General features: G+C 66.2%; 18 protein-coding genes. 11 read left to right on the forward strand and 7 right to left on the reverse strand.

Going from position 1 to position 24,761, the window contains the following annotated elements; translation table 11 throughout:
• Positions 1–245: 245 nt before the first annotated feature.
• Entirely contained in the window at positions 246–3,452 is a 3,207-nt protein-coding gene (locus tag C8C99_RS15050; protein ID WP_369867758.1) for an IPTL-CTERM sorting domain-containing protein, read from the reverse strand.
• Between the two features lie 439 nt (positions 3,453–3,891).
• Between C8C99_RS15050 and C8C99_RS15060 the strand changes: the two genes are divergently transcribed.
• The 4 genes from C8C99_RS15060 to C8C99_RS15075 all read left to right on the forward strand — a co-directional run bounded on the left by C8C99_RS15060 (position 3,892) and on the right by C8C99_RS15075 (position 6,227).
• Positions 3,892–4,503, forward strand: a complete 612-nt coding sequence (locus C8C99_RS15060) for a PolC-type DNA polymerase III (RefSeq protein WP_108626163.1) — start codon at positions 3,892–3,894, stop codon at positions 4,501–4,503.
• A 285-nt stretch (positions 4,504–4,788) separates the two neighbouring features.
• The gene (locus tag C8C99_RS15065) at positions 4,789–5,370 is read left to right on the forward strand and encodes an NnrU family protein (protein WP_108626164.1); all 582 of its coding nucleotides are present in this window, start codon (positions 4,789–4,791) and stop codon (positions 5,368–5,370) included.
• Between the two features lie 99 nt (positions 5,371–5,469).
• Positions 5,470–5,733 carry a DUF3297 family protein gene (locus tag C8C99_RS15070; protein WP_108626165.1) on the forward strand — a complete coding sequence of 88 codons (264 nt, stop codon included), beginning with the start codon at positions 5,470–5,472 and terminating at the stop codon, positions 5,731–5,733.
• Positions 5,730–6,227 carry a ribonuclease HI family protein gene (locus tag C8C99_RS15075; RefSeq protein ID WP_108626166.1) on the forward strand — a complete coding sequence of 166 codons (498 nt, stop codon included), beginning with the start codon at positions 5,730–5,732 and terminating at the stop codon, positions 6,225–6,227. Before C8C99_RS15070 ends, C8C99_RS15075 begins: the two co-directional genes overlap by 4 nt.
• 21 nt (positions 6,228–6,248) lie before the next feature.
• Here C8C99_RS15075 and C8C99_RS15080 read toward each other — a convergent pair whose 3' ends face one another.
• The 5 genes from C8C99_RS15080 to C8C99_RS15100 all read right to left on the reverse strand — a co-directional run bounded on the left by C8C99_RS15080 (position 6,249) and on the right by C8C99_RS15100 (position 9,567).
• On the reverse strand, positions 6,249–6,776 hold the full coding sequence (locus C8C99_RS15080) for a GFA family protein (RefSeq protein WP_108626167.1): 528 nt from the start codon (positions 6,774–6,776) through the stop codon (positions 6,249–6,251).
• 47 nt (positions 6,777–6,823) lie between these two features.
• Positions 6,824–8,116 carry an RNA polymerase sigma factor gene (locus tag C8C99_RS15085; RefSeq protein ID WP_199226416.1) on the reverse strand — a complete coding sequence of 431 codons (1,293 nt, stop codon included), beginning with the start codon at positions 8,114–8,116 and terminating at the stop codon, positions 6,824–6,826.
• Between the two features lie 6 nt (positions 8,117–8,122).
• Complete coding sequence (locus C8C99_RS15090; RefSeq protein ID WP_108626168.1) at positions 8,123–8,530, reverse strand: VOC family protein; 408 nt, start codon at positions 8,528–8,530, stop codon at positions 8,123–8,125.
• 63 nt (positions 8,531–8,593) lie between these two features.
• Positions 8,594–9,130, reverse strand: a complete 537-nt coding sequence (locus tag C8C99_RS15095) for an SRPBCC family protein (RefSeq protein ID WP_108626169.1) — start codon at positions 9,128–9,130, stop codon at positions 8,594–8,596.
• A 23-nt stretch (positions 9,131–9,153) separates the two neighbouring features.
• Complete coding sequence (locus C8C99_RS15100; RefSeq protein ID WP_108626170.1) at positions 9,154–9,567, reverse strand: YciI family protein; 414 nt, start codon at positions 9,565–9,567, stop codon at positions 9,154–9,156.
• A 276-nt stretch (positions 9,568–9,843) separates the two neighbouring features.
• Between C8C99_RS15100 and C8C99_RS15105 the strand changes: the two genes are divergently transcribed.
• Genes C8C99_RS15105 through C8C99_RS15115 form a run of 3 tightly spaced genes read left to right on the forward strand, consistent with a single transcriptional unit; the run spans position 9,844 to position 14,318 of the window.
• Positions 9,844–11,856 carry a TonB-dependent siderophore receptor gene (locus tag C8C99_RS15105; RefSeq protein ID WP_233247235.1) on the forward strand — a complete coding sequence of 671 codons (2,013 nt, stop codon included), beginning with the start codon at positions 9,844–9,846 and terminating at the stop codon, positions 11,854–11,856.
• 3 nt (positions 11,857–11,859) lie between these two features.
• A complete protein-coding gene (locus tag C8C99_RS15110) occupies positions 11,860–12,408 on the forward strand; it encodes a YfiR family protein (RefSeq protein WP_108626171.1) in 549 nt (182 codons plus the stop codon).
• Positions 12,405–14,318, forward strand: coding sequence for a bifunctional diguanylate cyclase/phosphodiesterase (locus C8C99_RS15115; protein ID WP_108626172.1), 1,914 nt, complete (start codon positions 12,405–12,407; stop codon positions 14,316–14,318). Before C8C99_RS15110 ends, C8C99_RS15115 begins: the two co-directional genes overlap by 4 nt.
• 1 nt (position 14,319) lies before the next feature.
• Here the strand turns inward: C8C99_RS15115 and C8C99_RS15120 are convergent, their stop codons facing one another.
• Positions 14,320–14,685 carry a YciI family protein gene (locus C8C99_RS15120; protein ID WP_056643580.1) on the reverse strand — a complete coding sequence of 122 codons (366 nt, stop codon included), beginning with the start codon at positions 14,683–14,685 and terminating at the stop codon, positions 14,320–14,322.
• Between the two features lie 441 nt (positions 14,686–15,126).
• On the opposite strand from C8C99_RS15120, the gene leuA reads away from it, so the two are divergent.
• The 4 genes from leuA to C8C99_RS15140 all read left to right on the forward strand — a co-directional run bounded on the left by leuA (position 15,127) and on the right by C8C99_RS15140 (position 23,904).
• Complete coding sequence (leuA, locus tag C8C99_RS15125) at positions 15,127–16,806, forward strand: 2-isopropylmalate synthase (RefSeq protein WP_108626173.1); 1,680 nt, start codon at positions 15,127–15,129, stop codon at positions 16,804–16,806.
• A 133-nt stretch (positions 16,807–16,939) separates the two neighbouring features.
• The gene (locus tag C8C99_RS15130) at positions 16,940–17,446 is read left to right on the forward strand and encodes a C40 family peptidase (RefSeq protein ID WP_108626174.1); all 507 of its coding nucleotides are present in this window, start codon (positions 16,940–16,942) and stop codon (positions 17,444–17,446) included.
• Between the two features lie 164 nt (positions 17,447–17,610).
• Entirely contained in the window at positions 17,611–18,711 is a 1,101-nt protein-coding gene (locus C8C99_RS15135; RefSeq protein WP_108626175.1) for a 3-deoxy-7-phosphoheptulonate synthase, read from the forward strand.
• A gap of 300 nt (positions 18,712–19,011) precedes the next feature.
• On the forward strand, positions 19,012–23,904 hold the full coding sequence (locus C8C99_RS15140; RefSeq protein ID WP_108626176.1) for an EAL domain-containing protein: 4,893 nt from the start codon (positions 19,012–19,014) through the stop codon (positions 23,902–23,904).
• The last annotated feature ends 857 nt before the right edge of the window (positions 23,905–24,761 follow it).

Raw genomic sequence — 24,761 nt, forward strand, 5'->3', positions numbered from 1 at the left:
GCTCCAGCAGGTCTCTGCCGGCACCGCTGCGCCCATCGCTTCGACGATCTACACCGCGTCCAGCCAAGCCGCTGGATGAAGGAACAGCAAAAGGGCTGAAGACCGGGGGGCCGGGGCGTGGATTCCTCACGGGCAGCCCCGCCGAACCGCGTTTGGCGAACACCCCCAGAGCGATGCGGCGGATCGTCCTGAAACCTCAGCGGACTGGTGCGGGGTGTCCGCGCCAGCGGCCGTCCTCCAACCGCTTACAGCATGGAACGCTGGCGCAGACTACCCACACCGAGCACCAGCGCCAACAGCGACAGTGCAATCAGCCCCCACGCGTTCAGGGTCGGTATCGAAGTAGCACTGGGGGGAGGTCCTGGCAGGAGCACCGGCGCAAATGGATCTGCGATGGCGCCTAGTACTGGGTTGTTGTCGCCCACACCGTTGTCGGTGACGCTGAAGATCACCGAATCACCCACCACCGTTCCGTGTGCAAACCAGGTGGGCGCAGCCCCTGCGGCTGCAGGGCCGTACTTGTAGGGCTGCAAACCATTCAGGCTGCCTGCGGGGTAGTCAATGCGCACCGACAAGGTGGCATTGGCGCAACCCGCTGCGGTGAAGCTGGCGACGCCCAGTGGGAAGCTCGCGCCAGCTGGCGCTCCTGGCGGCACGGAGGTGCCGATCTGCATTCCAGAAATCGTGCAACCGGGTGGGGCACCCACTTGCACTCCTGCATTGCCACCACCTGGCAAGGTCACAGGAGGCTGGGTCCACAGCTGTGGGGTGGCGTTTGCAGACGCCGAAGCATTTCCGGCACCCGCCCCATTGATGGCCCGCACGCTGAAGGTGTGGGCCACGCCATTGGTCAGGCCCGAGATGGTGCAGGTGAGCGCGCCGGTGGTGTTGCAACTGCCGGCCGGAGCCCCTGTGACCGCATAGCCAATGATGGGGCTACCGCCGTCGTTGACAGGGGCGGTCCACGACAGGGCCACGGCCCCGTCACCTGCTACGGCTGTCAAGCCCGTGGGCGCACCCGGCACTGCGGCCTGGGGCGTGGCCGATGCCGGCGTTGAAGGGCTGCCAGTGCCAGCACCATTGGCGGCTGTGACGGTGAAGGTGTGCGCGACGCCGTTGGTCAGGCCCGGCACTGTGCAGGTGGTGGCAGGGGCCGTGGCGGTGCAACTGCCGGCCGGAACCCCTGTGACGGTGTAGCCCGTGATGGCGCTGCCGCCGTCACTCGAAGGTGCTGTCCAGCTCAGGGTAACGGCACCATTGCCAGCGGTGGCCACCAACCCAGTGGGTGCGCCCGGAGCGGTGACCAAGAACAGTTCACGCACCGACCGCACGAGGGACGACGAGCCGTTCTGGTAGCCGCCCGTGGCGATGCCCTGCGCACGCACCCACACGAGGGCTCCAGTGGGGAAGGTCAGCCCGTCCAGCGCCCAGCCACCTGCTACCCGTGTGGCGGCACCCAGATCCGTCCAGGCTGCCTCACTGGCATTCTCAATGCTCGACACCGCAAAGCGCACTTGACTGAGTTCGGGGCCAGCGCCGCTGCGCATCCAGCGCAGGCCAGTTCCATCGAGGGTAGCGCGCAAGGACTGAAGGGCCATCTCTGGCACGTTCAGCCGCGCAATGCCGTTGCGCGCTTGCCCGCCAATATTCGCGAAATCACCTCCCACCAACACTTTGCCATCGGGCTGCACCGCCACACTGGCCACATTGCCATCAGCATCCGGGTTGAAGTTGATATCTGCCGTGCCGTCGATGTTAAGCCGCGCAATGCGGTTGCGCGCTTGCCCGCCGATGGCGCTGAAGAGTCCCCCCACAAGCACCTTTCCATCGGGCTGCACCGCCAGGCTGAACACAGGGCCATTAGCGTCCAGGTTGAAGCTGCTATCTAACGAGCCATCCGCGTTGAGCCGGGCAATTCCGTTGCGCGCTTGCCCTCCAATACTTGAGAACTGGCCCCCCACCACCACCTTTCCATCGGGTAGCACCACAAGGGATTGCACCGTGGCGTTGGCATCCGGGTTGAAGCTGATATCTAACGAGCCGTCGGCGTTGAGCCGGGCGATGCGGTTGCGCGCATGCCCGCCAATATTGCTGAAATCGCCCCCCACCACCACCTTGCCGTCGGGCTGCAGCGCCAAGCTGAGCACTGCGTTATCGGCATCGGGGTTAAAGGTGGCACTTACTGAGCCGTCAGCGTTGAGCCGGGCAATGCGGTTGCGCGCTTGCCCGCCGATGGTGGTGAAACGGCCACCCACCAGCACCTCTCCGTCGGGCTGTACCGCCAGGCTGAACACAACGTTATTAGCGTCCGAGTAGAAGCTGTTGTCTACCGTGCCATCAACATTGAGCAGGGCGATGCTGCTGCGTGTTTGCCCGCCGATGGTGGTGAAATTCCCTCCCACCAGCACCTTGCCATCGGGTTGCAGCGCCAGGCTGAGCACAGATCTGTTGACACCCGGGTTGAAACCCGCATCTTCCGTGCCATCAACATTGAGCCGGGCAATGCGGTTGCGCGGTTGTCCGCCAATGGTGGTGAAATCCCCTCCCACTAGCACCTTGCCATCGGGCTGCAGCGCCAGGCTATGCACAGGGCCACCGGCATCCGCCACGAAGCTGGCATCTAACGAGCCATCAACGTTGAGCCGAGCAATGCAGTTGCGTGGTTGTCCGGCAATGGTCGTGAAATCCCCGCCCACCAGCACCTTGCCATCCGGTTGCAGCGCCAGGCTGTAGGGCCCCCCGCTAATTGGTTCCGCGTTGAAGCTGGTATCTGCCGTGCCGTCGGAGTTGAGCCGGGCAATTCGGATGCGTGGCTGTCCGCCAATGGTGGTGAAACTGCCCCCCACCAGCACCTTGCCATCGGGCTGCACCACCAGGCTCCCCACGCCGTAATTTGCATTCGGATTGAAGTTGGCATCCACCGAGCCATCGGCGTTGAGCCGGGCAATGCCTATGCGCGGTTGTCCGCCGATGTGAGTGAAATAGCCACCGATCAGCACCTTGCCGTCGGGCTGTACGGCCATGGCGGTCACCGTACTATCAGCGCTCTGGTTGAAGCTGGTATCTACCGTGCCGTCGGCGTTGAGCCGGGCAATGCGGTTGTACGGTTGCCCACCCACAGTGGTGAAATTGCCACCCGCCAACACTTTGCCATCGGGCTGCACCGCCAGGCTGTGCACCGCGAAATTGGCATCCGGGTTGAAGCTGGCATCCAGTGAGCCATCGGCGTTGAGCCGGGCGATGCTGCTGCGCGGTTGCCCGCCCATATTGCGGAAGTCCCCCCCAACCAAGAGCTTGCCGTCAGACTGTATCGCCAGACTGAGCACCACACTATCAGCGTTTGGGCTGAAGCTGGTATCTACCGAGCCGTCAGCGTTGAGCCGGGCAATATGGTTGCGCGATTGCCCCCCATACTTGTGAAATTGCCCCCCACAACCACCTTGCCATCGGATAGCACGACAACGCTCCCGACTTTGGCGTCGGCCCCGGGACCGGGGTCAAAACCATCCAGCGCGCTTTGGGCTGCGGCACGGTGGGGCACCACCATCAGCAAAAGCGCCATGCAGATGCAAGTGGCCAGCCAGTGCCACCACGAGCGAGAGCGCCCCGAGGCTGTTCCAATAGACACGACGCCCGCACAGGCGCGTGAAAAAGCAGGTGGTGGATGCATCGTATTAGGTCAAAGGTGGTCCGCTGCAAACTCTAGGGAACATCTCGTTGCGAGACCGCAAGTAATGTAAATGCGAGGGCGCCCGACGCCAACTGGCAAAGCCCGCTGGGGCCGGCGCGCGGGTTCTGGACGCTCATACTAAGGTTTCTGGCCACCCTTCAACCGGGTCATACTGCGGCGCGCATCTCGCTGGCAGTTGACCTCCCAAAGTCTTTAATCCCATGCCCCCCATCGCCGTCATCGACTTTGAAACCACCGGCGTCTCGCCCGGCCAGGGAGCACGCGCGACCGAGGTGGCCATCGTGCTGCTGGAGCGGGGTCAGGTGGTGGACCGGTTCCAGAGCCTGATGAAGACAGGGGTGTGGATTCCGTCGTTCATCACCCAGCTCACCGGCATCACCAACGCGATGGTGAACGCCGCACCCGATGCGGCGCAGGTGATGCAGGACGCCGCGCGCTTTGTGGGTGATGCGCCCATGGTGGCGCACAACGCGTCGTTCGACAGCAAGTTCTGGCAGGCCGAGCTGGCCCTGGCCGGGCTGGCTGCACCGCAGCCGTTTGCGTGCACGGTGCTGCTGTCGCGGCGCCTGTACCCCGAGGCGCCCAGCCACAGGCTGGGCACGCTGGTGGACTACCACGGCCTGCCGCGCACGGGCCAGGCCCACCGGGCGCTGGCCGATGCCGAAATGGCGGCCGCGCTGCTGGCGCGCATGCAGCACGACCTGCGCACCCGCTGGCGCGTGGCCGAGCCCAGCTACACGCTGCTGCAAACGCTGCAGCGCTGCGCCAAGCCCAAGGTAGGGGCGCTGCTGGCGCAGCATGCGGGCGCCTGACTCGACCTGCCCGCTGGCGATGCCGTTGCTCAGTTACTATTGAATTGATAGCTGCTAGCGCAAGATTCACTAGCGCTTGCGGGACTTCTGACTTGAATCCAGGGCTGACAATCATTCTCCAGAGCATGCGTCTGCAGGGGCCGCGCAAGTCCCTCCGCGGCGGTTGCACTGGCCTGCTCTGCCGATAATCGACCGGGACCTGCACGACGGAGCGGTGCCACCGGTGGCGCAGACCCGCCTTCGTCCTCATAACCTGTTCACGACGACAACATGAAAGGCTTGGCCATGGGGTATCTGGTACTGGGACTGGTGCTGTTTCTGGGTGTGCACTCGGTGCGCATCGTGGCCGACGGCTGGCGCACGCAGACGCTGGCGCGCATGGGCGAGATGCCGTGGAAGGGGCTGTATTCGCTGGTGTCGGCCGTGGGCCTGGCGCTCATCGTGTGGGGCTATGGCCTGGCGCGGCAGCAGCCCGTAGTGCTGTGGGTGCCGCCCATCGGCATGCGGCACGCCGCAGCGCTGCTGACACTAATCGCCTTTGTGCTGCTGGCCGCCACCTATGTGCCACGCAATGCCATCAAGGCCCGGCTGCACCACCCGATGGTGCTGGGGGTGAAGGTGTGGGCGCTGGCGCATCTGCTGTCCAACGGCAACCTGGCCGATGTGCTGCTGTTTGGCAGCTTTTTGCTGTGGGCCGTGCTGAGCTTTCGCGCCGCGCGCCAGCGCGACCGGGCGCAGGGCGCCGTGTACGCGGCGGGCAGCGCTGCGGGCACGGCAGCGGCTGTGGTGGCGGGCACAGTGGCCTGGGCGGGATTTGCGTTCTGGGGCCACGCGTGGCTGATCGGCGTGGCGCCAATGGGCCGGTGACACGGCAGGGTGGTGGTGCGGTAGGGGCTTCGCCCGCCCGGGTGCCGCCAAATCCCGGAGAATCCGCGCTTTGCGTTTTCTCTTTCTCCCGAGACCTGTATGAACGAAGCCCAAAGCCCCGCAACCCCCGCCCAGCCCCCCCTGCCCGACCACCTGTCGGTCAACCCCCGCAGCCCGCACCATGTGGCCGCCGTGTTCGAGCACGACATCGGCATCCGCCTCAATGGCAAGGAGCGGTTTGATGTGGAGGAATACTGCATCAGCGAAGGCTGGGTGAAGGTGCCCGCCGGCAAGACCGTGGACCGCAAGGGCCAGCCGCTGCTCATCAAGATCAAGGGCACGGTCGAAGCGTTCTACAAGTGACCGCTGCACGAGCGGCCACACCGCTCGCCCCTGGTGCCTGGGTGATTCACTGCGATGGCAGTGCCTGGCCCAACCCCGGTCGCATGGGCCTGGGGGCGGTGCTGACGGGCCCCGACGGCACCGTGCAGCACCAGATCTCCGAAGCCACCACCTTTACCGGCTGCAACAACGAGGCCGAGTTGCGCGCGCTGATGTTGGCATTGCAGTGGCTGGCGCTGCAGGGCATCGCCACATCAAGCCCTGTGCAGGTGTTCAGCGACAACAGCGTGCTGGTGGAGCAGCTGGGCAACCACCCCAAGGCACCGATTGAGCGGCTGGCAACGCTGTTTGACGAAGCACGCGAGGCACTGCAGCTCTTCCCACAAGCCCAGGTCCAGTGGATTCCCCGCCACCGCAATGGCGCCGCCGACACGCTGGCGCGCGCCGCCCTGGGACTGGCACCCAAGGCCGCCACGCCACAGGGGCAGACGCTCAAAAAGTGCCGCAGGCGCTGAGTCTCTGCCCGGCACACGCCATCAGGCCGGGTCGAGCCCTGCAGCCGCACGGTACGCCTGGATGCGCGGCAGCACCGCCTGGCGACGAGCGATGCTTTGCGCAGGCCACAACCCATCGCGTTCGTAGTACTCCGCCACGGCGGGTGTCCCGGGCAGCAGCACCACCCAGGGCTGTTTGGAGGCCGTGAAGATGTGGATGTCGGGCGGCAGGTGGTCCGGCGCATCCAGCGTGCCCACGCGCACAAAGGCCATCACGGGCCCCGCGCCTGCATAGTGGCTCCAGACCGTCACCTGGCAGTGCGGGCATCGCGCAATCTGCTGGCCCAGACCGCTTTCTGACGGGGTGTGCACCATCGCTGGGGTGCCTGCGAGCAGTTCCACACGGTCGGCCTCGATCATCGCGTTCAACGCGAAGGCCGCGCCGCTTTCGCGCTGGCACCAGCGGCAGTGGCAGCAGTGCACAAACAGCGGGGGCGTGAGCAGGCGGTAACGCACATGGCGGCAGGTGCAGCCGCCGTCCAGCGGGTACTCAGCGGCAGGGTGGGTCATGGGGCAGTGTCCTTGCAGCGGGGTGAGGGTGGGCGCAACACCGGCCTTCAGCCGCAGGCACGGGCCAGCAGCAGCGCCTTTTCCTGCGCGTTGCGGGTGAGGCTGGCCGCGCGCTCGAATTCGGCACGCGCTTCATCCCCCCGGCCCAGCTTGGCCAGCAGGTCGCCGCGCACGCTGGGCAGCCAGTGGTAGTGGCGCAGCAGGGGGTCACCCGCCAGCGCATCGACCAGCGCCAGCGCGGCTGCGGGCCCTTCGGCCATGCCCACGGCCACAGCGCGGTTCAGTGCCACCACGGGGGAGGGCGCCACCTGCAGCAGTGCGTCGTACAGCGCCACGATGTGGGGCCAGTCGGTGTCTTCGGCCTGCCGGGCGCGTGCGTGGCAGGCGGCGATGGCGCCCTGCAGCGCATACGGCCCCCAGGCGTGGCCAGCGCGTGCCAGCTGTTCGGCCTTGTCCAGGGCCGCCAGGCCCCGGCGCACCAGCAGGTGGTCCCAGCGCGCGCGATCCTGGTCCATGAGCAGCACGGGCTGGCCCTGCGCATCGGTGCGCGCGGGCAGGCGCGAGGCCTGGATTTCGAGCAATGCCACCAGGCCTTGCACCTCGGGCTCGTCGGGCGCCAGGCTGGCCAGCACCCGCACCAGACGCTGGGCCTCGCCACACAGCGCGGGGCGCATCCAGTCGTCGCCCGCCGTGGCGGCATAGCCTTCGTTGAAGACCAGGTAGATCACCTCCAGCACCGAGGCCAGGCGCGGCGCGCGCTCGGCCGCGCCGGGCACTTCAAACGGCACCTGCGCGGCCGTGAGGCTGCGCTTGGCGCGCACGATACGCTGGGCCACGGTGGGCTCGGGCACCAGAAAGGCGCGTGCGATCTCGGCCGTGGTGAGGCCGCCCAGCAGCCGCAAGGTGAGGGCCACACGCGCCTCGGTGGGCAGCACGGGGTGGCAGGCGGTGAAGATGAGGCGCAGCAGGTCGTCACCGATATCGTCCTGCTCGGCGTGCATGAGGGTGTCCACCACATCGGGCGCGTACTGCGCCTCGAGCGCTTCGAGGTCGTGGCCTAGGGCCTCGTGCTCGCGCTGGTGCAGCGCCTGCTGGCGCAGGTGGTCGATGGCACGGCGCTTGGCGGTGGTCATGAGCCAGGCGGCGGGGTTGGCGGGCAGGCCGGTGGTGGGCCAGTGCTCCAGCGCGGCCACCAGTGCATCTTGCGCCAGCTCTTCGGCCCGGCCCACGTCGCGCGTCATGCGCGCCACGCAGGCGATGATGCGCGCGGCCTCGATGCGCCACACCGAGTCGATGCTGCGGTGCAGGGCATCGCGGTCGGGCAGGGCGGATTCGTTCACACCTTCTTAGCCCAAGGCCTTGCTGGCGTCCTGCATATGCACAAACTCCCAGCTGTGGCCGTCCAGGTCGTCGAAGCTGCGCGAGTACATGAAGCCCAGGTCTTGCGCCGGGCGCGGGGTGGTGCCGCCTGCGGCCACGGCCTTGTCCACCAGCGCATCGACTTCGTCGCGACTGCTGCACGAGAAACACACCAGCACCTCCGACGTGGTGCGCGCGTCGGCAATCGCCTTGTCGGTGAAGGTTTGGTAGAAGCTCTTGACGAGCAGCATCACGAACAGGTTCTCACCCACCACCAGGCAGGCGCCCTGGTCGTTGGTGAACTGGGGGTTGAACTCATAACCCAGCGCGCGGAAGAATGCCTGCGCGCGGGCCATGTTCTCGATGGGCAGATTCACGAAGATTTGTTGGTGCATGACGGGCTCCTGAAGGGTACGGACGGTAATGGGAAACAGGGGGTTTGGCAAAGGGGGAAGGGTTCAAGTCGCGGGCTTCTGCGCCACGGCGTGCAGGTTGGCCAGGCCGTCTTCAAAGTCCTGCCCCACCATGCGGTCCATGTTGAACAGCAGGTGGGCGATCTTGGCCAGGTAGGGCACGGGGCCGTGCATGGTCCAGGTGACGCGGGTGGCACCCGCACCCTCGGGTTGCAGCGTGAAAGCAACCTGGTTGTGTGCTTCAAAGGGCTTCACAAAGTCGAGCTTCATGGCCACGCGCCGAAGGGGGGTGGCCTCGACGATCTCCATGCTGCCCACGCCCACCTTGTCGCTCTGCCAGGCGTAGCGTGCGCCGGGGCCGCTGGTGGTGGCGCTGTACTGGCCTTGCAGGGCCGGGTCCTTGCGCTCGTAAGGGTTCCAGGTGTTGAACTGGCGCAGGTCGTGGATGAGCCCATACACCCGCTCGGGCGGTGCCGCAATCACGCGGCTGCGCTCCACGCGGAAGGTGTCGGGGCGGGTGGCGGCAAACGCCAGCAGCAGCGCCAGGGCCGCCAGCAGCACGAGGGCGATGGTCTTGATCATGGGGATGTCCTTTACGCAGGGAATCAGCCGCGCAGGGCTTCGAGGTCGCGAAACTGCTCGACGCCATCCACGCCTGCAAAGTCCTCCATCTCATAGAGCTGGCGCACTTCGATCTCGGCCTCCAGGCCCTCGCCACGCGGATTGGGAAAGCGGCGTGTCCATTCCAGCGCCTCATCGCGGCTGCGTACCTGGATCAGCGTGTAGCCGGCGATGAGTTCCTTGGTCTCGGCGAACGGGCCGTCGGTGACGGTGCGGCCATCGCCGCCGTAGCGCACGCGCCAGCCCTTCGACGAGGCCTGCAGGCCACTGCCGTCGAGCAGCACACCGGCACGGGCCAGCTCCTCGTGGTAGCGGGCCATCTCGGTCATCAGGGCGGCGGTCGGCATGCAGCCCTGTTCGGATTCGGTGGTGGCCTTGACGATGATCATGAAACGCATGGTGACTCTCCGGGTGGTGTGGACAACAAAACAACGGACCCTGCGAACCTGCCGGGTCGCGCTCGCTTCACACCTACGACGAACGGGCCTCGCCCATTTCGACACGCAGGGCTTCCAGTCAGGGTTAACACTGATCCATGAGCCCCGCAGCCACAGAGATATCCGGGCTACAGCCCTGTGATGCGTGCCGTGCGCCCGATACAATTTGTTAGTAGTTTGTAAAGACAGATTCCTCGAACTGCGCGGACGTGCGCCCACCCCCCCGGTGTCCTACCCATGAAACGAGGATCGAAACATCCACCGCAGCTTCCACGTCAGCTGGTCCTGGCCCTATTGCTGGCCTGGACGGCCGGCGCCCACGCGCAGGAAGACATCGCTGACCTGCCGCTTGAGCAACTCATGCAGATGCAGGTGACCACGGCCAGCCGATACGTGCAGACAGCCCTGGAGGCGCCCGCTGCTGTGAGCGTGGTCACGGCCGACGACATTCAGCTGTTTGGCTACCGCACGCTGGCCGACGTGCTGGCCAGCATGCGCGGGCTGTATGTGTCGTACGACCGCAGCTACCACTACCTGGGCACGCGGGGTTTTGCCACGCCGGGCGACTACAACACCCGAGTGCTGCTGCTGGTCAACGGCGTGCGCTTCAACGACAACGTGTACGACCAGGCGAGCATCGGCACGGACTTTCCCATCGACCTGGACCTGGTGGAGCGGGTGGAGTTTGTGCCCGGACCGGGGTCGGCGGTGTACGGAGCCAATGCGTTTTTTGGCGTCATCAACGTCATCACGCGCGACGGACGCCAGCTGGCGGGAGCGCAGGTAAGCGCCGAAGCGGGCAGCCATGGCAGCGCCAAGTTGCGCTTTTCTCTGGGCACCGTCGATGCACAGGGGCGCGACTGGCTGATAGCAGCGACGCGGTCCTCCGCGCGCGGAGCGGACCTGTACTACCCCGCGTTCGATAGCCCGTCCAGCAACGGAGGCGTGGCGCACCACATGGACTTTGACCGCAGCACCCAGTTGTTTGCGCGCATGCGGCACGAGGGACTGACGCTGACACTGGCCCATGGCGAACGCACCAAGGGCGTGCCCACGGGCGCGTTCTCGCAAGTGTTCAACGACCCGCGCTCCCGGTACATTGACACCAGCTCACGCCTGGCGGCCGAATACACCACGCAGTTGCTGCCGTCACTGGTCTTCACGGGCCGCCTGCACGCAGGCCGCTACCAGTATGTGGGTGACTACGTGTACGACTATCCACCGGTCACGGTCAACCGCGATGTCGGCACCGGCCAGTGGTGGGGCACCGAGTGGCAATGGGTGAGCACGGCCATCGCGCGCCACAAGCTGTCCTGGGGGCTGGACTACCGGCGCGACACCCGCATCGCCCAACGCAATGACGACCTGGACCCGCCGGCACAGTACCTGGATGCGCGCCGCAAGGGTGACGTAGTGGGCGTCTACATGCAGGACGAGTTCGCGCTGCGCCCCGACCTCACGCTGCACACCGGCCTGCGCTGGGGCCAGCAATCGGGCAGCGCGGGCAGCTTCAACCCCCGCCTGGGACTGGTGTACTGGTGGAGCACCGCCACCGCGCTCAAGCTGCTGCACGGCACGGCTTATCGCCCCCCGAATGCGTACGAGCGCGACTACCGCGTGAACCTGCCAGGGGGCGTGGTGGATACCACCGACCTGCGCTCGGAGCGCATACGAACCTCCGAGCTGGCACTGGAGCATGCGCCCTCCGGGGCCACGCGCCTGCTGCTGACGGCCTTCCGGTCCAGTGTCAGCGACCTGATCTCGCTGGACAGCCTAGGGCATTCAGACCGGCTCACCTTCAACAACACCCGCAGGGTCAAGGTGCATGGCCTGGAGGCAGAAGCAGAACAGCGTTGGGCAGGCGGTCGGCGCCTGCGCTTGGCCTATGGATGGCAAAGGGCGCGAGACTCGTCAACGGACGGAGCGCTGACCAACTCTCCCCGGCATCTGCTCAAGGCACAGTGGTCCGACGTGTTGCGCACGCCCGCGGGCTGGGGCTGGAACCCGGGCCGCTACGCCATTGAGGCCATTGGCATCGGCCCGCGCAACACGCTGCTCAACACCCGCCTGCCTGGTCATGTGCTCACCCACGTGACCTATTCCACACGCATCGCCGATGTGGATGTGTCGGTGGGGGTGTACAACCTGTTCAATCGCCGGCACGCTGACCCCGCCTCGTTCGAGATACGTGACGACTCGATCCGACAGGATGGGCGCACCTACCGCGTCAAGTTGACCTACGCGTTCTGAGCCATGGCCACTACCTCGCGTCTGCATACCCTGCTGGTGATCTGGCTGTGTATGGTGTGCAGCGCGGGAGCCCACGTGGCCCACGCCACCGAAACCGTCGCAGAGCAGGACCTGAAGGCGGCGTATGTCTTCAACTTCATCCAGTTCATCGAATGGCCGGACAACGAAGGCACCCCAGGCAATGAGGTGACGGTGTGCGTGTCAGCCTTCAGTCCGCTCAAGCGCTCACTGAATGCGCTGGACGGTAAACAGGCCGCCAAGGGGCGTACCGTGCGCGTGCGTCTGCTGGACACAGGAGCCATCCGGGCCTGCCGTGTGCTGGTAGTCCAGAACACCGAGATCGAGCCCGTGCTGCGGACACTGCGTACCCTGCCTGCGTCGCACGGGGTGCTCACCGTCTCCGACGAGGTCACCGTCGCCAGCCCGGAGATCGTCATCGCGCTGACCCAGCAGGAGGGTCGTGTGGTGTTTGGAATCAGCCCCGACGCGGCCAGCAAGGCGGGGCTCACCATCAGCTCCCGACTGATGCGGCTTGCCAAGGGAGTCCGATGACCCTGCACCACACCACCTCCAGTCCCGCTGAACCGGCGCCCCAGGGTACGCACACTGTGCTGTCATCCAGGCTGGTCATGACCGGCATCCTGGCGGCAGGGTTGGCACTGCTGACGGTGGTGCTGGCCCTGACCGCTGTGGACTACTGGAGCTCCCGCGCCTCCATGCTGCAGGACAGCCGGGTGGAGGCAGCCATCGTCGCGGACAACATCTCCGCTGCCGTGATGTTCCGCGACAACACGGCGACCAATGAAATGCTCGGTGCACTGCGGTCTTCGTCGATGGTGATCAGCGCAACGGTGTATGACGAAGATGGCGTGCTGTTTGCCCACTATGCACGCGATCCCGACCCGGGCTTCCCGACCTCCCTGCAGGCCGTGGGCCTGAATGGAGCGGCGGAGCGCTCCGACTGGCGCATGCTGGAGATCGCCCGACCCATCGAGGTCTCGGCGAAAGGCTGGGGCACGCTGTACATCCGCAAGTCCATGGATGCGCTGTACACGCGGCTGGCCCTGCGGTTTGGGAGCGCCCTGCTGATTGCGGCCTGCGTCATGGCCCTGGCCGTCGCCATGGTGCTGCGCAGCCGCGCCGCCGTGCGGGAGGCCGAAGACCGCCTGCACACCCTCGCCCACACCGACGCCGTCACCGGCACGGGCAACCGCCATGCGTTCAACGAGCGGCTCGCGGCGGAGCTGGAAAGAGCACGCAGCACGCGCCAGCGGGTGGCCCTGGTGTATATCGACCTCGACAACTTCAAGACGCTCAACGACACCTTCGGCCACGCGGCGGGGGACGGCCTGCTGCGCCAGGTGGCCCGCCGCCTGCAGTCCGTGGTGCGCAGCACCGACAGCATCTCGCGCCTGGGAGGTGACGAATTTGCACTCATCCTGCGGCTGGACATGGATGAAGCGGGGCTGGAGAAATACGCACAGCGCATCGTCAACGTCTTCCAGGCCGCCTACACCGAAGTCGGCCAGCAGGTGAACGTGACCTGCAGTGCGGGCATAGCGACCTTTCCGGACGACGCATCAGACATGGACGCGCTGGTGAGCAACGCGGACACCGCCATGTACCGCGCCAAGGAGATGGGCAAGAACCGCTGCGTGCGTTTTGACGCATCGATGAACCTGGCCGTGGTGCGGCGCCACGCCATTGAGCAGGCACTGCGCGGCGAGCTGGAGCATGGCACCGGGCTGGCTCTGCACTACCAGCCGCTGTTTGCAGCGGGCGACCAGTCGCTGGTGGGGGCCGAGGCCCTGCTGCGGTGGACGCATGCAGAGCTGGGCTCTGTGTCGCCGCTCGAAGCCGTGACGGTGGCCGAAGATTGCGGCCTCATCGCTCAGCTGGGCTACTGGGTTTTGCGCACCGCCTGCCGCGACGCAGCGCAGTGGAAGGCGGGCAAGCCGCTGCGCGTAGCGGTGAACATCTCGGCACGGCAACTGGGCGACCCACAGTTTCTGGAACGGGTGATGGACATCCTGCGCGAAGAAGGCCTGCCAGCGCACCAGCTTGAAATCGAGCTGACCGAAACCGTGCTGATGGAGAACATGGAAGCCGGAGCACACACGCTGCACCGCCTGAGCCAGCTGGGCATTCACCTGGCCATCGATGACTTTGGCACGGGCTACTCCTCGCTCTCGTACCTGCGCCAACTGCCCATGCGGCGCCTGAAGATCGACCGCAGCTTCGTCAAGGACCTGCCGGGGCAGGAACACAGCCGTACCATCGTCACCGCCATCGTGGCGCTGGCGCACGGCCTGGGGCTGCAGGTGACCGCCGAGGGGGTGGAGACGCAGGAGCAGGCAGACTATCTGGTGCTGCAGGGTTGCGATGTACTGCAGGGCTATGTGTTTGCGCGCCCCATGCCAGCGCCGCAGTTCCTGGCGCTGCAGGCGCGCGCGTCGGCTTGATTCAGTCCACCGCGCCGTCGTAGCAAGGCGCCAGTTCGCGCACCTCCACCGTAGCCCACTCGGCGGCCGGACATTCGCGGGCGATGGCAAGGGCCTCGTCGCGCGTGGCGCAGTCGATGAGGAAGAAGCCGCCCACCATCTCCTTGGTTTCGGCAAACGGGCCGTCCGTCAGACGGGTCTCGCCTTCGCGCACCTGCAGCCGCACGGCCTGCTCGGTCGAGGCCAGCGATTCGCTCGCGCGCAGCAGGCCCCGGGCCTGCAGACTGGCGCCAAAACGTTGCATGCGGGCGTAGGCCTCCTGCCCCCCCGCAAGCCCCCGCTCGGCACGCTGGCCGTGGGGTTCCATGATGAGCAACAGGTAGGACATGGGGTCTCCAAAATCGGGGCCAATCGTGCCACCCGCCACTGGCAAGGGCACACAGGATCTCCATGCTACCAGTCTCAATAGCTACGTTTTTGATAGCTAATAGGGCATATACAACAGGCGCCATAGGCCGATTTCATGTCAATGGTTGCGCGCTGCAGCAGGCCTGTGCTATCTTTGGCTCCCTATGCAACGCAGCATGCTCCTATCCACCCTATCCCTAGGCCTACTAGTGCCTGGCCGGGGTCTGCCTGCGTTCGCCACCGTTGCCTGATCCGCTCAGCGCGACACCTGATCTCCCCCTGACCCCGGCCCGCGAACCAGCCTTTGCACCATGCAAAGGGCTGCAGGGGATGTCACACGTTTTGTTTTTCATTCGTTGTTGACCGGCAGTGCGCCAACACCCATTGCGCGCACTGCACACCGTTCGTGGAGCCATTTCTCATGATTGCCAAGCCCGCCACCAAGTACCAGCCCATTGCCCCGGTCGCATTGACCGACCGCCAGTGGCCCACCCGCAGCATCACCCGCGCGCCCGTGTGGCTCTCCACCGACCTGCGCGACGGCAACCAGGCGTTGTTCGAGCCGATGAACGGCGAGCGCAAGATGAAGCTCTTTCACGAGCTGGTGCGCATCGGCTTCAAGGAGATCGAGGTCGGCTTTCCGGCCGCGTCGCAGACCGACTTCGACTTCGTGCGCCGCCTCATCGACGAGAACCTCATCCCTGACGACGTGACCATCATGGTCATGACCCAGTCGCGCGAAGACCTCATTGCGCGCACCGTAGAGGCCGTGCAAGGCGCGCCGCGCGCCATCGTGCACCTGTACAACGCCACCGCGCCCGCCTGGCGGCGCATCGTGTTCGGCATGAACGTGACGCAGGTGATGCAGCTCATCGCGCACCATGTGGGCTACCTCAAACAGCTCACCGACGCACAGCCTGCAACGCAGTGGACCTTGCAGTACTCGCCCGAGACCTTCAGCGCCACCGAACTCAGCGTGTCCCTCAAGGCCTGCCAGACAGCCATCGCCACCTGGGGCGCAGGCCCCGGCCGCCCCATCATCATCAACCTGCCCACCACGGTGGAGAACGCCACGCCCAACGTGTTTGCCGACCAGATCGAATGGATGGACCGGCACCTCAGCCCCCGCGAGCACATCGTGCTCTCGGTGCACCCGCACAACGACCGGGGCACGGGCGTGGCGGCGGCCGAGCTGGCGATGATGGCCGGTGCCGACCGCGTGGAAGGCTGTCTCTTCGGCAACGGCGAGCGCTGTGGCAATGTGGACATAGTGACCTTGGCGCTCAACATGTACACGCAGGGCGTGCACCCGAACCTCGATTTCTCGGACATCACCTCGGTCGCGCGCATTGCCGAGGAATGCACCTCGCTGCCGGTGCACCCACGCCATCCGTATGCGGGTGACCTGGTGTTCACCGCGTTCTCGGGCTCGCACCAGGACGCGATCAAGAAGGGCTTTGCCGCGCAGGACCCTCATGCCTTGTGGGAAGTGCCGTACCTTCCCATCGACCCGGCGGACCTGGGCCGCACGTACGACAGCGTGATCCGCGTGAACAGCCAGTCGGGCAAGGGCGGCATCGCCTTCTTGCTGGAGCGTGAGCACGGCGTGGTGATGCCCCGGCGCATGCAAGTGGAGTTCAGCGCCGTGGTGCAGCGCCAGACAGACGCGAGCGAAGGCGAGATGAGCGGCGAGGCGCTGTGGGAGCTGTTCCAGACGACCTACCTGCGCGCCCAGGCTCCGGCGGCCATCACCTGTCACGGGCACAAGCTCGATGAAGACGGACAGGGCATCGAGCTGGACGTGACCATCGACGGCACGCGCCAGCATTTGCGCGGCCAGGGCAACGGGCCGATTGCCGCCACGGTGGACGCGCTGGGTCTGCCGCTGCGGGTGGATCACTACGAGGAACGCGCCACCGGCACGGGCGCCAACGCCCAGGCGCTGGCCATCGTGGAGGCGGCGATGGAAGGCGTGACCGGTTCCACCTTCGGCGCGGGCTCCAGCCACAACATCGTGACGGCCTCGGTGCAGGCCATCGTGAGCGTCGCCAACCGGCTGCTGGTGCGGCGCCAGGGCACCCTGGCTGCGGTGGCAGCCTGACGGTGACTGTCTTGTAAAAAAGATAGCTGGAAGCGCTTTACGGATCAGCACTTCCAGCCTTTTTGACCAATATCCCCAAGGCAGGAACGGTGTCCATCGCACACACCAGGTCTCATCCGTTACCCTTCGGCCCATGCGCGTTTTTCACCGTCTGCCCTGCATGGCCTGCACCGTTGTACTGCTGGCGCTGGCCGGCTGCGGCACCTCGCGGCCTCCGTCCACCACCTTACCGCCCTCGGCCTCCACGCGGACCACGCCGCCCCTGACGGCCGAGCAGGCGCACGACATCGCCATCCACGCACTGGGCCTGGTGGGTACGCCGTACCGCTACGGCGGCAACACTCCGGACTCGGGTTTTGATTGCAGTGGCCTGATCGGCTTCGTGTACCGCAACCAGGTGGGTACTCCGCCGCCACGCACGGTGGCGCAACTCAACACCTGGGGCTACCCCATCGACGGCGGTGAACTGCGTGCCGGTGACCTGGTGGTGTTTGGCACCGGCCGCCAGCCCAGCCATGCGGGCATCTACGTGGGCGAAGGGCGCTTTGTGCACGCACCGTCCACCGGCGGAACGGTCCGCATGGACCACCTACAGTCACGCCACTGGGCGCGGCAGAACGCTGCGTTTCGGAGACCTTGAGGACCCCCTGATGCGCTGCTCGCCTTCCCCCGAGAGCGGACGACGCACTAGCTGTGGGGCGGCCCTTGCTCTGCGTCTCTGGCCTGGGCCGCGCCAGTTCCCAGCGGTGTGACCGCACCGTAGCGCCGATGGACGGAGACGGCCGCGCGACAATCGGGGCCACCATGACCCACGCACACCGCTCTGCCACCCCCATCTCCACCCACGACACCACACGCATTGATGACACGCGCATCAAGGCTGTGCGACCCCTGATCACCCCCGCACTGCTGCAGGAATGGCTGCCCGCCTCTGAGGCCGCGCAGGCGCTGGTCGAATCCAGCCGCGCCGCCATCTCGCGCGTGCTGCACGGGCAGGACGACCGGCTCGTGGTGGTGGTGGGGCCGTGCTCCATCCACGACCATGGCCAGGCGATGGAATATGCGCGCCAGCTCAAGCAACAGGCCGACGCGCTGCAGGACGACCTGCTCATCGTGATGCGGGTGTATTTTGAAAAGCCCCGCACCACCGTGGGCTGGAAGGGCTACATCAACGACCCGCACCTGGATGGCAGCTTCGCCATCAACGAAGGGCTGGAGCTGGCGCGCAAGCTGCTGCTGGATGTGCTGGCCACTGGTCTGCCGGTGGGCACGGAGTTTCTTGACCTGCTGAGCCCGCAGTTCATCAGCGACCTGGTGAGCTGGGGCGCGATTGGCGCACGCACCACCGAGAGCCAGAGCCACCGGCAACTGGCCAGCGGCCTGTCGTGCCCCGTGGGCTTCAAGAACGGCACCGACGGTGGCATCAAGGTCGCAAGCGACGCGATCCAGGCAGCCCAGGCCTCGCACGCGTTCATGGGCATGACCAAGATGGGCCAGGCCGCGATCTTCGAGACCCGGGGCAACCAGGACTGCCATGTGATCCTGCGGGGCGGCAAGCAGCCCAACTATCGCCAGGCCGATGTGGATGCGGCCTGTGCACTGCTCCAGGCGGCCGGCCTGCGCGAGCAGGTGATGATCGACGTGAGCCACGCCAACAGCAGCAAGCAGCACCAGCGCCAGATCACGGTGGCCGACGAGGTGGCCCAGCAGATTGCCGCTGGCGACGCACGCATCACCGGTCTGATGATCGAAAGCCACCTGCAGGAAGGCCGCCAGGACATCGTGCCCGGCCAGCCGCTGGCACATGGTGTGTCCGTAACGGATGCGTGCATCAGCCTGGCGCAGACCGTGCCGGTGCTCGAAGGGCTGGCCGCTGCGGTGCGCGCACGCCGCCAGAAGGCCTGATCCACCCCACGCCGAGCGAAGTTCGCCCGAGGCTCTGCGCTAGCGCAGAGCCCGGTCTCTTTTGGGGCAAACCCCCAGGCAAGCAGACCCGCAACCAGGGCCTGTGCGGTGTAGCATTGGTGGCTTCCGCCACAGCAGCTGCGGCCCTGTGGACCCATGTCTGGGGGCGGCTGGCCGTTGCGCTCCCACTACTTACTGCCCGATTGCTTTGCCGACGCTACTCCGCCCCGTCACCCATGGCCTGGTCGCACTGACCAGGCTGGGCCGCTGCGCGCGCAGCGACGCCACGGTGGATTGACCATGCCGCCAGCGCAAGCCACCGCAGAAGCCGCACGGCTCCAGGCACTGCAGTCTTACGCGATCCTCGACACACCTGCAGAAGACAGCTTTGACCAGTTGGCCACGCTGGCAGCGCGCGTGTGCCAGTGCCCGATGGCGGTGGTCAACTTCGTAGACCGCGACCGGCAGTGGTTCAAGGCCGCCGTGGGCGTGCCGTTCAAGGAGACCGAGCGCGCGATTGCGTTCTGCGCACATGCACTGAGTGGCAGCCGCGAGCCCATGGTGGTCAACGACACGCACAAGCACCCCGTTTTTGCCCACAACCCGCTGGTCACGCAGGACCCCCATGTGCGCTTTTACGCCTGTGTGCCGCTGGTCACCCCCGAGGGGCAGGCGCTGGGCACCTTGGCGGTGCTGGACTCCATTCCCCGGCACATCGAGGCCGAGCAGCTGGAGGGTCTGCGCATACTGGCCGAGCAGGCGATGGTGCAGCTGGAGCTGCGCCGCCAGAAGCAGGTGCTGGCCGACCTGGTGCAGCAGCGCGACCAGATGCATGCCGAGCTGCTGGCCCAGAGCGAGACCCTGCGCGTGGCCGGGCAGATGGCCCGCATCGGCGGCTGGATCGTGGAGCTGCCCAGCCTGCAGCTGAACTGGTCGCAGGAGATTGCCACCGCCTTCGGCATCGCCAGCCGCATGGGTTCGGTAGGGCAGATCCTGGCGCTGTACCTGCCGCCCTACCGGGAGGCGATGCAGACGGCATTTGCCAACTGCATCCGCCACGGCACGCCGTTTGACGTGGAGGCCGAGCTCGTCACGCCGGGTGCGCAACATTTCTGGGTGCGCACCACCGGCCAGGCCGTGCGCAACAGCGAGGGCCGCATCGTGCGGGTGCAGGGTGCGTTCCAGGACATCTCGGCCCAGCACCAGGCCTGGCAGGCCCGCCGTGAAAGCGAAGAGCGCTTTCACCTGGTGTCGCGCGCCACGGCCGACGCGGTGTGGGACTGGAACCTGCACACCGATGCCATGTGGTGGAACGAGGGCATGCAAACCCTGTTCGGCGTGCCCCTGGACCAATTGCCGCCCGACAGCACTTCGTGGACCCTGCGGCTGCACCCCGACGACAGCGAAGCAGCGCTCGCAGGCATCCATGCTGCCATCGACGGCACCGCCAACCACTGGTCGGACGAATACCGTTTTCGCCGCCAGGACGGCAGCTACGCCTGGGTGATGGACCGGGGCTTTCTGATCCGCGACCTGCAAGGCAAGGCGGTGCGCATGGTGGGCGGCATGACCGACATCAGCGCCCAAAAGCTGGCCGACCTGGATGCCCAGCGCGACGCGCAGAACCATGCCGAGCTGCTGCAGGTGCAGCAGCGCATCTCGTCGCTGGACATGCCGCTGCCCGAAGTGCTGCAATTGGTAGCCAGCACGGTGCTGCGCCAGACGGAGGCCCGCGGTGCCATGGTGGAGCTGTTGCAAGGCCGCCAGCTGGTGGCGCAGGCCTCGGCCGGTGACCATGTGCGGCCCGTGGGCAACCTGCTGGCAGTGGACGAGAGCCTGCTGTGGCCCGCACTCAGCAAGGGCCAGACCGTGGTGTGCAACGACACCGAAGCCGAAGGCTGGGACATGGCTTCGATGCCCCACCGCCACGGCGTGCGGTCGGTGATGGCGGTGCCGCTGCGCAGTGGCGATGCCATCGTCGGGTCGCTCAAGGTCACCTCCGACAAGGTCAATGCGTTTTCGCGTCGCGATGTGGCGCACCTGGAGATCCTCACCGAGTCGCTGGGGGCCATGGTGCAGTTGCGGCACGTGGCGGGGCAGCTGCATGCGTCCGAGCAGCAGTACCGCATGCTGTTTGACGAACACCCGCACCCCATGTGGGTGTACGACTGTGAAACCCTGCGACTGCAGGCCGTGAACCGGTCGATGGAACGCGACTACGGCTACACCGAGGCCGAGCTGCTGACCCTGTCCATGACGGACCTGTGGCCCGCTGAGCGGCGCCAGAACATTGAAGCCAGCATCCGCTCGATCCCGATGGACCAGCGCAACGCGCCGGTCGTGAGCCGCCATGTCAAGAAGGACGGCAGCTTCATGGATGTCGAGATCACGGCAGGCAGCATCAGCTTCAACGGGCGCCCGGCCCGCCAGGTGCTGGCCACGGACGTGACCGAACGCCTGCGCACCGAGCGCGAGCTGGCGCGCATGGGCCGTGCCCAGCGCCTCCTGAGCGCGTGCAACGAAACCCTGGTGCGCGCCACGTCCGAAACCGCGCTGCTGCAGGCCATCTGCCGGATCGCGGTAGACATCGGCGGCTATCGCATGGGCTGGGTGGGACTGGCGCTGGACGATGAGCGCCGATCCATCCGGCCCGTGGCCCATGCAGGCTACAACCACAACTACCTGGAAAACCTGCACCTGAGCTGGTCTGCCGACGACCCCTACGGCCAGGGCCCGGCAGGCATCGCGGTGCGCACCGGCCAACCGGTGATCGTGCAGGACATCCGCACCGAAGGCAACTTTGCCGACTGGACCGAGCGCATGCTGGAGCATGGCTTTCACGGCGTGATCTGCCTGCCCTTGCGCGAACATGCGCGCGGCCACACGCCAGAGCGCAGCTTTGGCCTGCTGTACCTGTACGCGCCCGACGTGCTCCAGATCAGTCCCGAAGAAGCAGCACTGCTGCAAGAGCTGTCGAGCGACCTGGCCTTCGGCATCACCAGCCTGCGCGCGCACAAGGCGCAGCAGCGGCTGCAGGCCTCGGTACTCAAGGTGGCGGCCGCGGTGTCGGCCAGCACGGGCACCGAGTTCTTTGTGCAGCTGGTGCGCAACATGGCCGATGCCCTGGACGCCCAGGGGGGCTGTGTGGTGCGCCTGTTGCCACAGTCGCAGGGCCAGACCCCCCGGGTGGTCACGCTGGCCGCCGTGCTCGACGGCCAGATGCTGCCCCACGACGAATACGACCTGGCGGGCACGCCCAGCCTGTTGTTGATGTCCCAGCGCACCCATGTGGTGACCGACAAGGTGCAGCAGCTCTACCCCGAAGCCCCCATGCTGCGGTACGTAGGTGCTCAGGCCTATGTAGGCCAGCAACTGTGCAATGCCGATGGCGAGGTGGTGGGCATCGTGTTCGTGCTGTTCCGCCAGGCAATTGCCGACACAGACTTCATCACCTCCACGCTGCAGATCTTTGCCTCGCGGGCCTCGGCCGAGATCGAACGGCAGCTGGCTGACGCCCGCATCCGCCACCAGGCCTCGCTACTGGACAAGGCCCAGGACGCCATCCTGGTGCGCGACCTGGAGCACCGCATCATCTACTGGAACAAGAGCGCCGAGCGCCTGTATGGCTGGTCGCAGCTGCAGGCGCTGGGCCAGTCCATCGAGACGCTGCTGTACGAAGACCCCACGCACTTCCGCCACGCCACACAGGCGGTGCTGGAGCAGGGCGAGTGGACCGGCGAGATCGTGCAGCACCACCGCGACGGCAGCACCATCGAGGTGGAGGGCCGCTGGACGCTGGTGCGGGGCGACGACGGCCAGCCGCAGTCCATCCTGGCGATCAACACCGACATCCGCCAGCGCAAGGCCAGTGAGCGCGAGATCCAGCGCCTGGCGTTCTATGACGCACTCACCGGCCTGCCCAACCGCATGCTGCTGATGGACCGCATGCACCAGGCGCTGGCCACCGCGCAGCGGCGCCAGCAGGGCGGGGCGCTGCTGTTCATCGACCTCGACAACTTCAAGACCCTGAACGACACCCTGGGCCACGACCAGGGCGACCTGCTGCTGCAACAGGTGGCGCAGCGCCTGAACACCTGCGTGCGCAGCGTGGACACGGTGGCCCGGCTGGGCGGTGACGAGTTCGTGGTCATGCTGGAAGAACTCAGCCCCAAACCGCACGAGCTGGCGCTGCATGCCCGGGGCGTGGGCGAAAAGATCCTGGCCATGCTGGCCGTGCCCTACGCGCTGCAGGGCTACCAGTACCGCAGCACGCCCAGCATTGGCATTGCGCCCTTCACGGGGGAGCGCGCCACGGTGGGCGAGCTGCTCAAGCAGGCCGACCTGGCCATGTACCAGGCCAAGACAGCCGGGCGCAACACGCTGCGCTTTTTCGACCCCGACATGCAGGCCGTGGTGACGGCACGCGCCGGGCTGGAGGCCGACCTGCGCTCGGCACTGGTGCAAGAGGAATTCCTGCTTCACTTTCAGCCGCAGATCCACCAGTCCGGCCGCTGCGTGGGCGTGGAGGCGCTGGTGCGCTGGGCCCACCCGCAGCGGGGCATGGTGTCGCCGGCCCAGTTCATCCCGCTGGCCGAAGAAACGGGCCTCATCCTGCCGCTGGGCCGCTGGGTGCTGCACACCGCCTGCAAGCTGCTGGCCGACTGGCACAACGACCCCGCGCTGTCGCACCTGACCATGGCCGTCAACGTGAGTTCGCGCCAGTTCCGCCATGCCAGTTTTGTGGACGACGTGGCCCGCGTGCTGGCCATCACTGGTGCGCCATCGGCCCAGCTCAAGCTGGAGCTGACCGAAAGCCTGCTGGTGGAAGACATGGAGACCACCATCGCCACCATGACCGCGCTGCGGTCGTACGGCGTGGGCTTCTCGCTGGACGACTTTGGCACGGGGTATTCCAGCCTGAGCTACCTGAAGCGCATGCCGCTCGACCAGCTCAAGATCGACCAGAGCTTTGTGCGCGACCTGCTGACCGACCCCAACGACGCCGCGATTGTGGACACCATCATCGGCCTGTCGCGCAGCCTGGGGCTGGAAGTCATCGCGGAAGGGGTGGAAACCCCCGAGCAATGCGCGCTGCTGGCCCGCGCAGGCTGCCAGCTCTACCAGGGCTACCTCTTCAGCCGAGCGCTGTCTGTGGACGTTCTGGACGCCTTCCTGCGCACTTCGCAGGAATAGGGAAGGTTTAGGGCGGGGGCAAGGAAGGGTGGCGGCCTTTTTTGAGGGCCTTCAGCCTTCTGTCATCGCATCACAGGCTCCGGCCTGTTTTTTTCGCCTGCCTCCCCTCGCGGCCTCTCCACACCTTTCTGACCCTTGAGCAGACGGTTCAGGCGACGCGAAAGGGAGGTGAGGCGCACTGGTCAGCCCATCCGCCCACCTCGGCCGCTGCGACCCCTCGCTTGTTCTCTGTCTTCTTCTTATTTCTTTTATAAATACATAGTCGTAGTAGTAGAGGGCGGCCTTGTGTGTGGACAACTGCATTTTTGTCTGCGCTGGCGCGCACTTAGCCTGCCGCCAACCCTGTGCACCGGGCCCTGCTCCCGTTGTCTCACATGCGGGGACAACAGCGGCGCATCGCGCCTTTCTGTGGATAAACCCCTGGTTGTGCCAAAACTATCCCCAGTTTTACGCACCGGGCGCGCAGATGACAGAAATCTGGGTCAAATGAGTCAATAGTGCCGGTACTACATACCTCTTTTGCTCATGTATTTATAGCAATTCAACGGATAGGGGACGCATGGCTCCCTGTGCGGCCAGGGGTTGCAGGGTGCTGCCGCCTAGCCCATGTCCGCCCCGTGAAGGCCGTGGATAGGTTCCAGGAGGCCTTCTAGGGCCTCCTGGCCACCCGTTCTCCCCGTCAGGCAAGAGATGCCTGTCCTTTCCTCCGACGAACCCTTGCGGATACGCCAGCGCCCTCCAGCGTCTGACTGGCTGGGCTGGGCCGTCGCCGCCCTGGCTGTGTTGCGGGGCCATTGCTCGCAGGGATTCCCGCGCCCGCCTGGGACGCGTCAGAAGGGGTGATCTGGGCGCCGGGG

Origin of the sequence: Acidovorax sp. 107, assembly GCF_003058055.1 — a bacterium.
GTDB lineage: Bacteria > Pseudomonadota > Gammaproteobacteria > Burkholderiales > Burkholderiaceae_C > Acidovorax.

Coding starts and splice junctions, on each gene's coding strand:
- C8C99_RS15060 (WP_108626163.1), top strand. CDS start 3,892: ATGCCCCCCATCGCCGTCATCGACTTTGAAACCACCGGCGTCTCGCCC.
- C8C99_RS15065 (WP_108626164.1), top strand. CDS start 4,789: ATGGGGTATCTGGTACTGGGACTGGTGCTGTTTCTGGGTGTGCACTCG.
- C8C99_RS15070 (WP_108626165.1), top strand. CDS start 5,470: ATGAACGAAGCCCAAAGCCCCGCAACCCCCGCCCAGCCCCCCCTGCCC.
- C8C99_RS15080 (WP_108626167.1), bottom strand. CDS start 6,776: ATGACCCACCCTGCCGCTGAGTACCCGCTGGACGGCGGCTGCACCTGC.
- C8C99_RS15090 (WP_108626168.1), bottom strand. CDS start 8,530: ATGCACCAACAAATCTTCGTGAATCTGCCCATCGAGAACATGGCCCGC.
- C8C99_RS15095 (WP_108626169.1), bottom strand. CDS start 9,130: ATGATCAAGACCATCGCCCTCGTGCTGCTGGCGGCCCTGGCGCTGCTG.
- C8C99_RS15100 (WP_108626170.1), bottom strand. CDS start 9,567: ATGCGTTTCATGATCATCGTCAAGGCCACCACCGAATCCGAACAGGGC.
- C8C99_RS15105 (WP_233247235.1), top strand. CDS start 9,844: ATGAAACGAGGATCGAAACATCCACCGCAGCTTCCACGTCAGCTGGTC.
- C8C99_RS15110 (WP_108626171.1), top strand. CDS start 11,860: ATGGCCACTACCTCGCGTCTGCATACCCTGCTGGTGATCTGGCTGTGT.
- C8C99_RS15115 (WP_108626172.1), top strand. CDS start 12,405: ATGACCCTGCACCACACCACCTCCAGTCCCGCTGAACCGGCGCCCCAG.
- C8C99_RS15120 (WP_056643580.1), bottom strand. CDS start 14,685: ATGTCCTACCTGTTGCTCATCATGGAACCCCACGGCCAGCGTGCCGAG.
- leuA (WP_108626173.1), top strand. CDS start 15,127: ATGATTGCCAAGCCCGCCACCAAGTACCAGCCCATTGCCCCGGTCGCA.
- C8C99_RS15130 (WP_108626174.1), top strand. CDS start 16,940: ATGCGCGTTTTTCACCGTCTGCCCTGCATGGCCTGCACCGTTGTACTG.
- C8C99_RS15135 (WP_108626175.1), top strand. CDS start 17,611: ATGACCCACGCACACCGCTCTGCCACCCCCATCTCCACCCACGACACC.
- C8C99_RS15140 (WP_108626176.1), top strand. CDS start 19,012: ATGCCGCCAGCGCAAGCCACCGCAGAAGCCGCACGGCTCCAGGCACTG.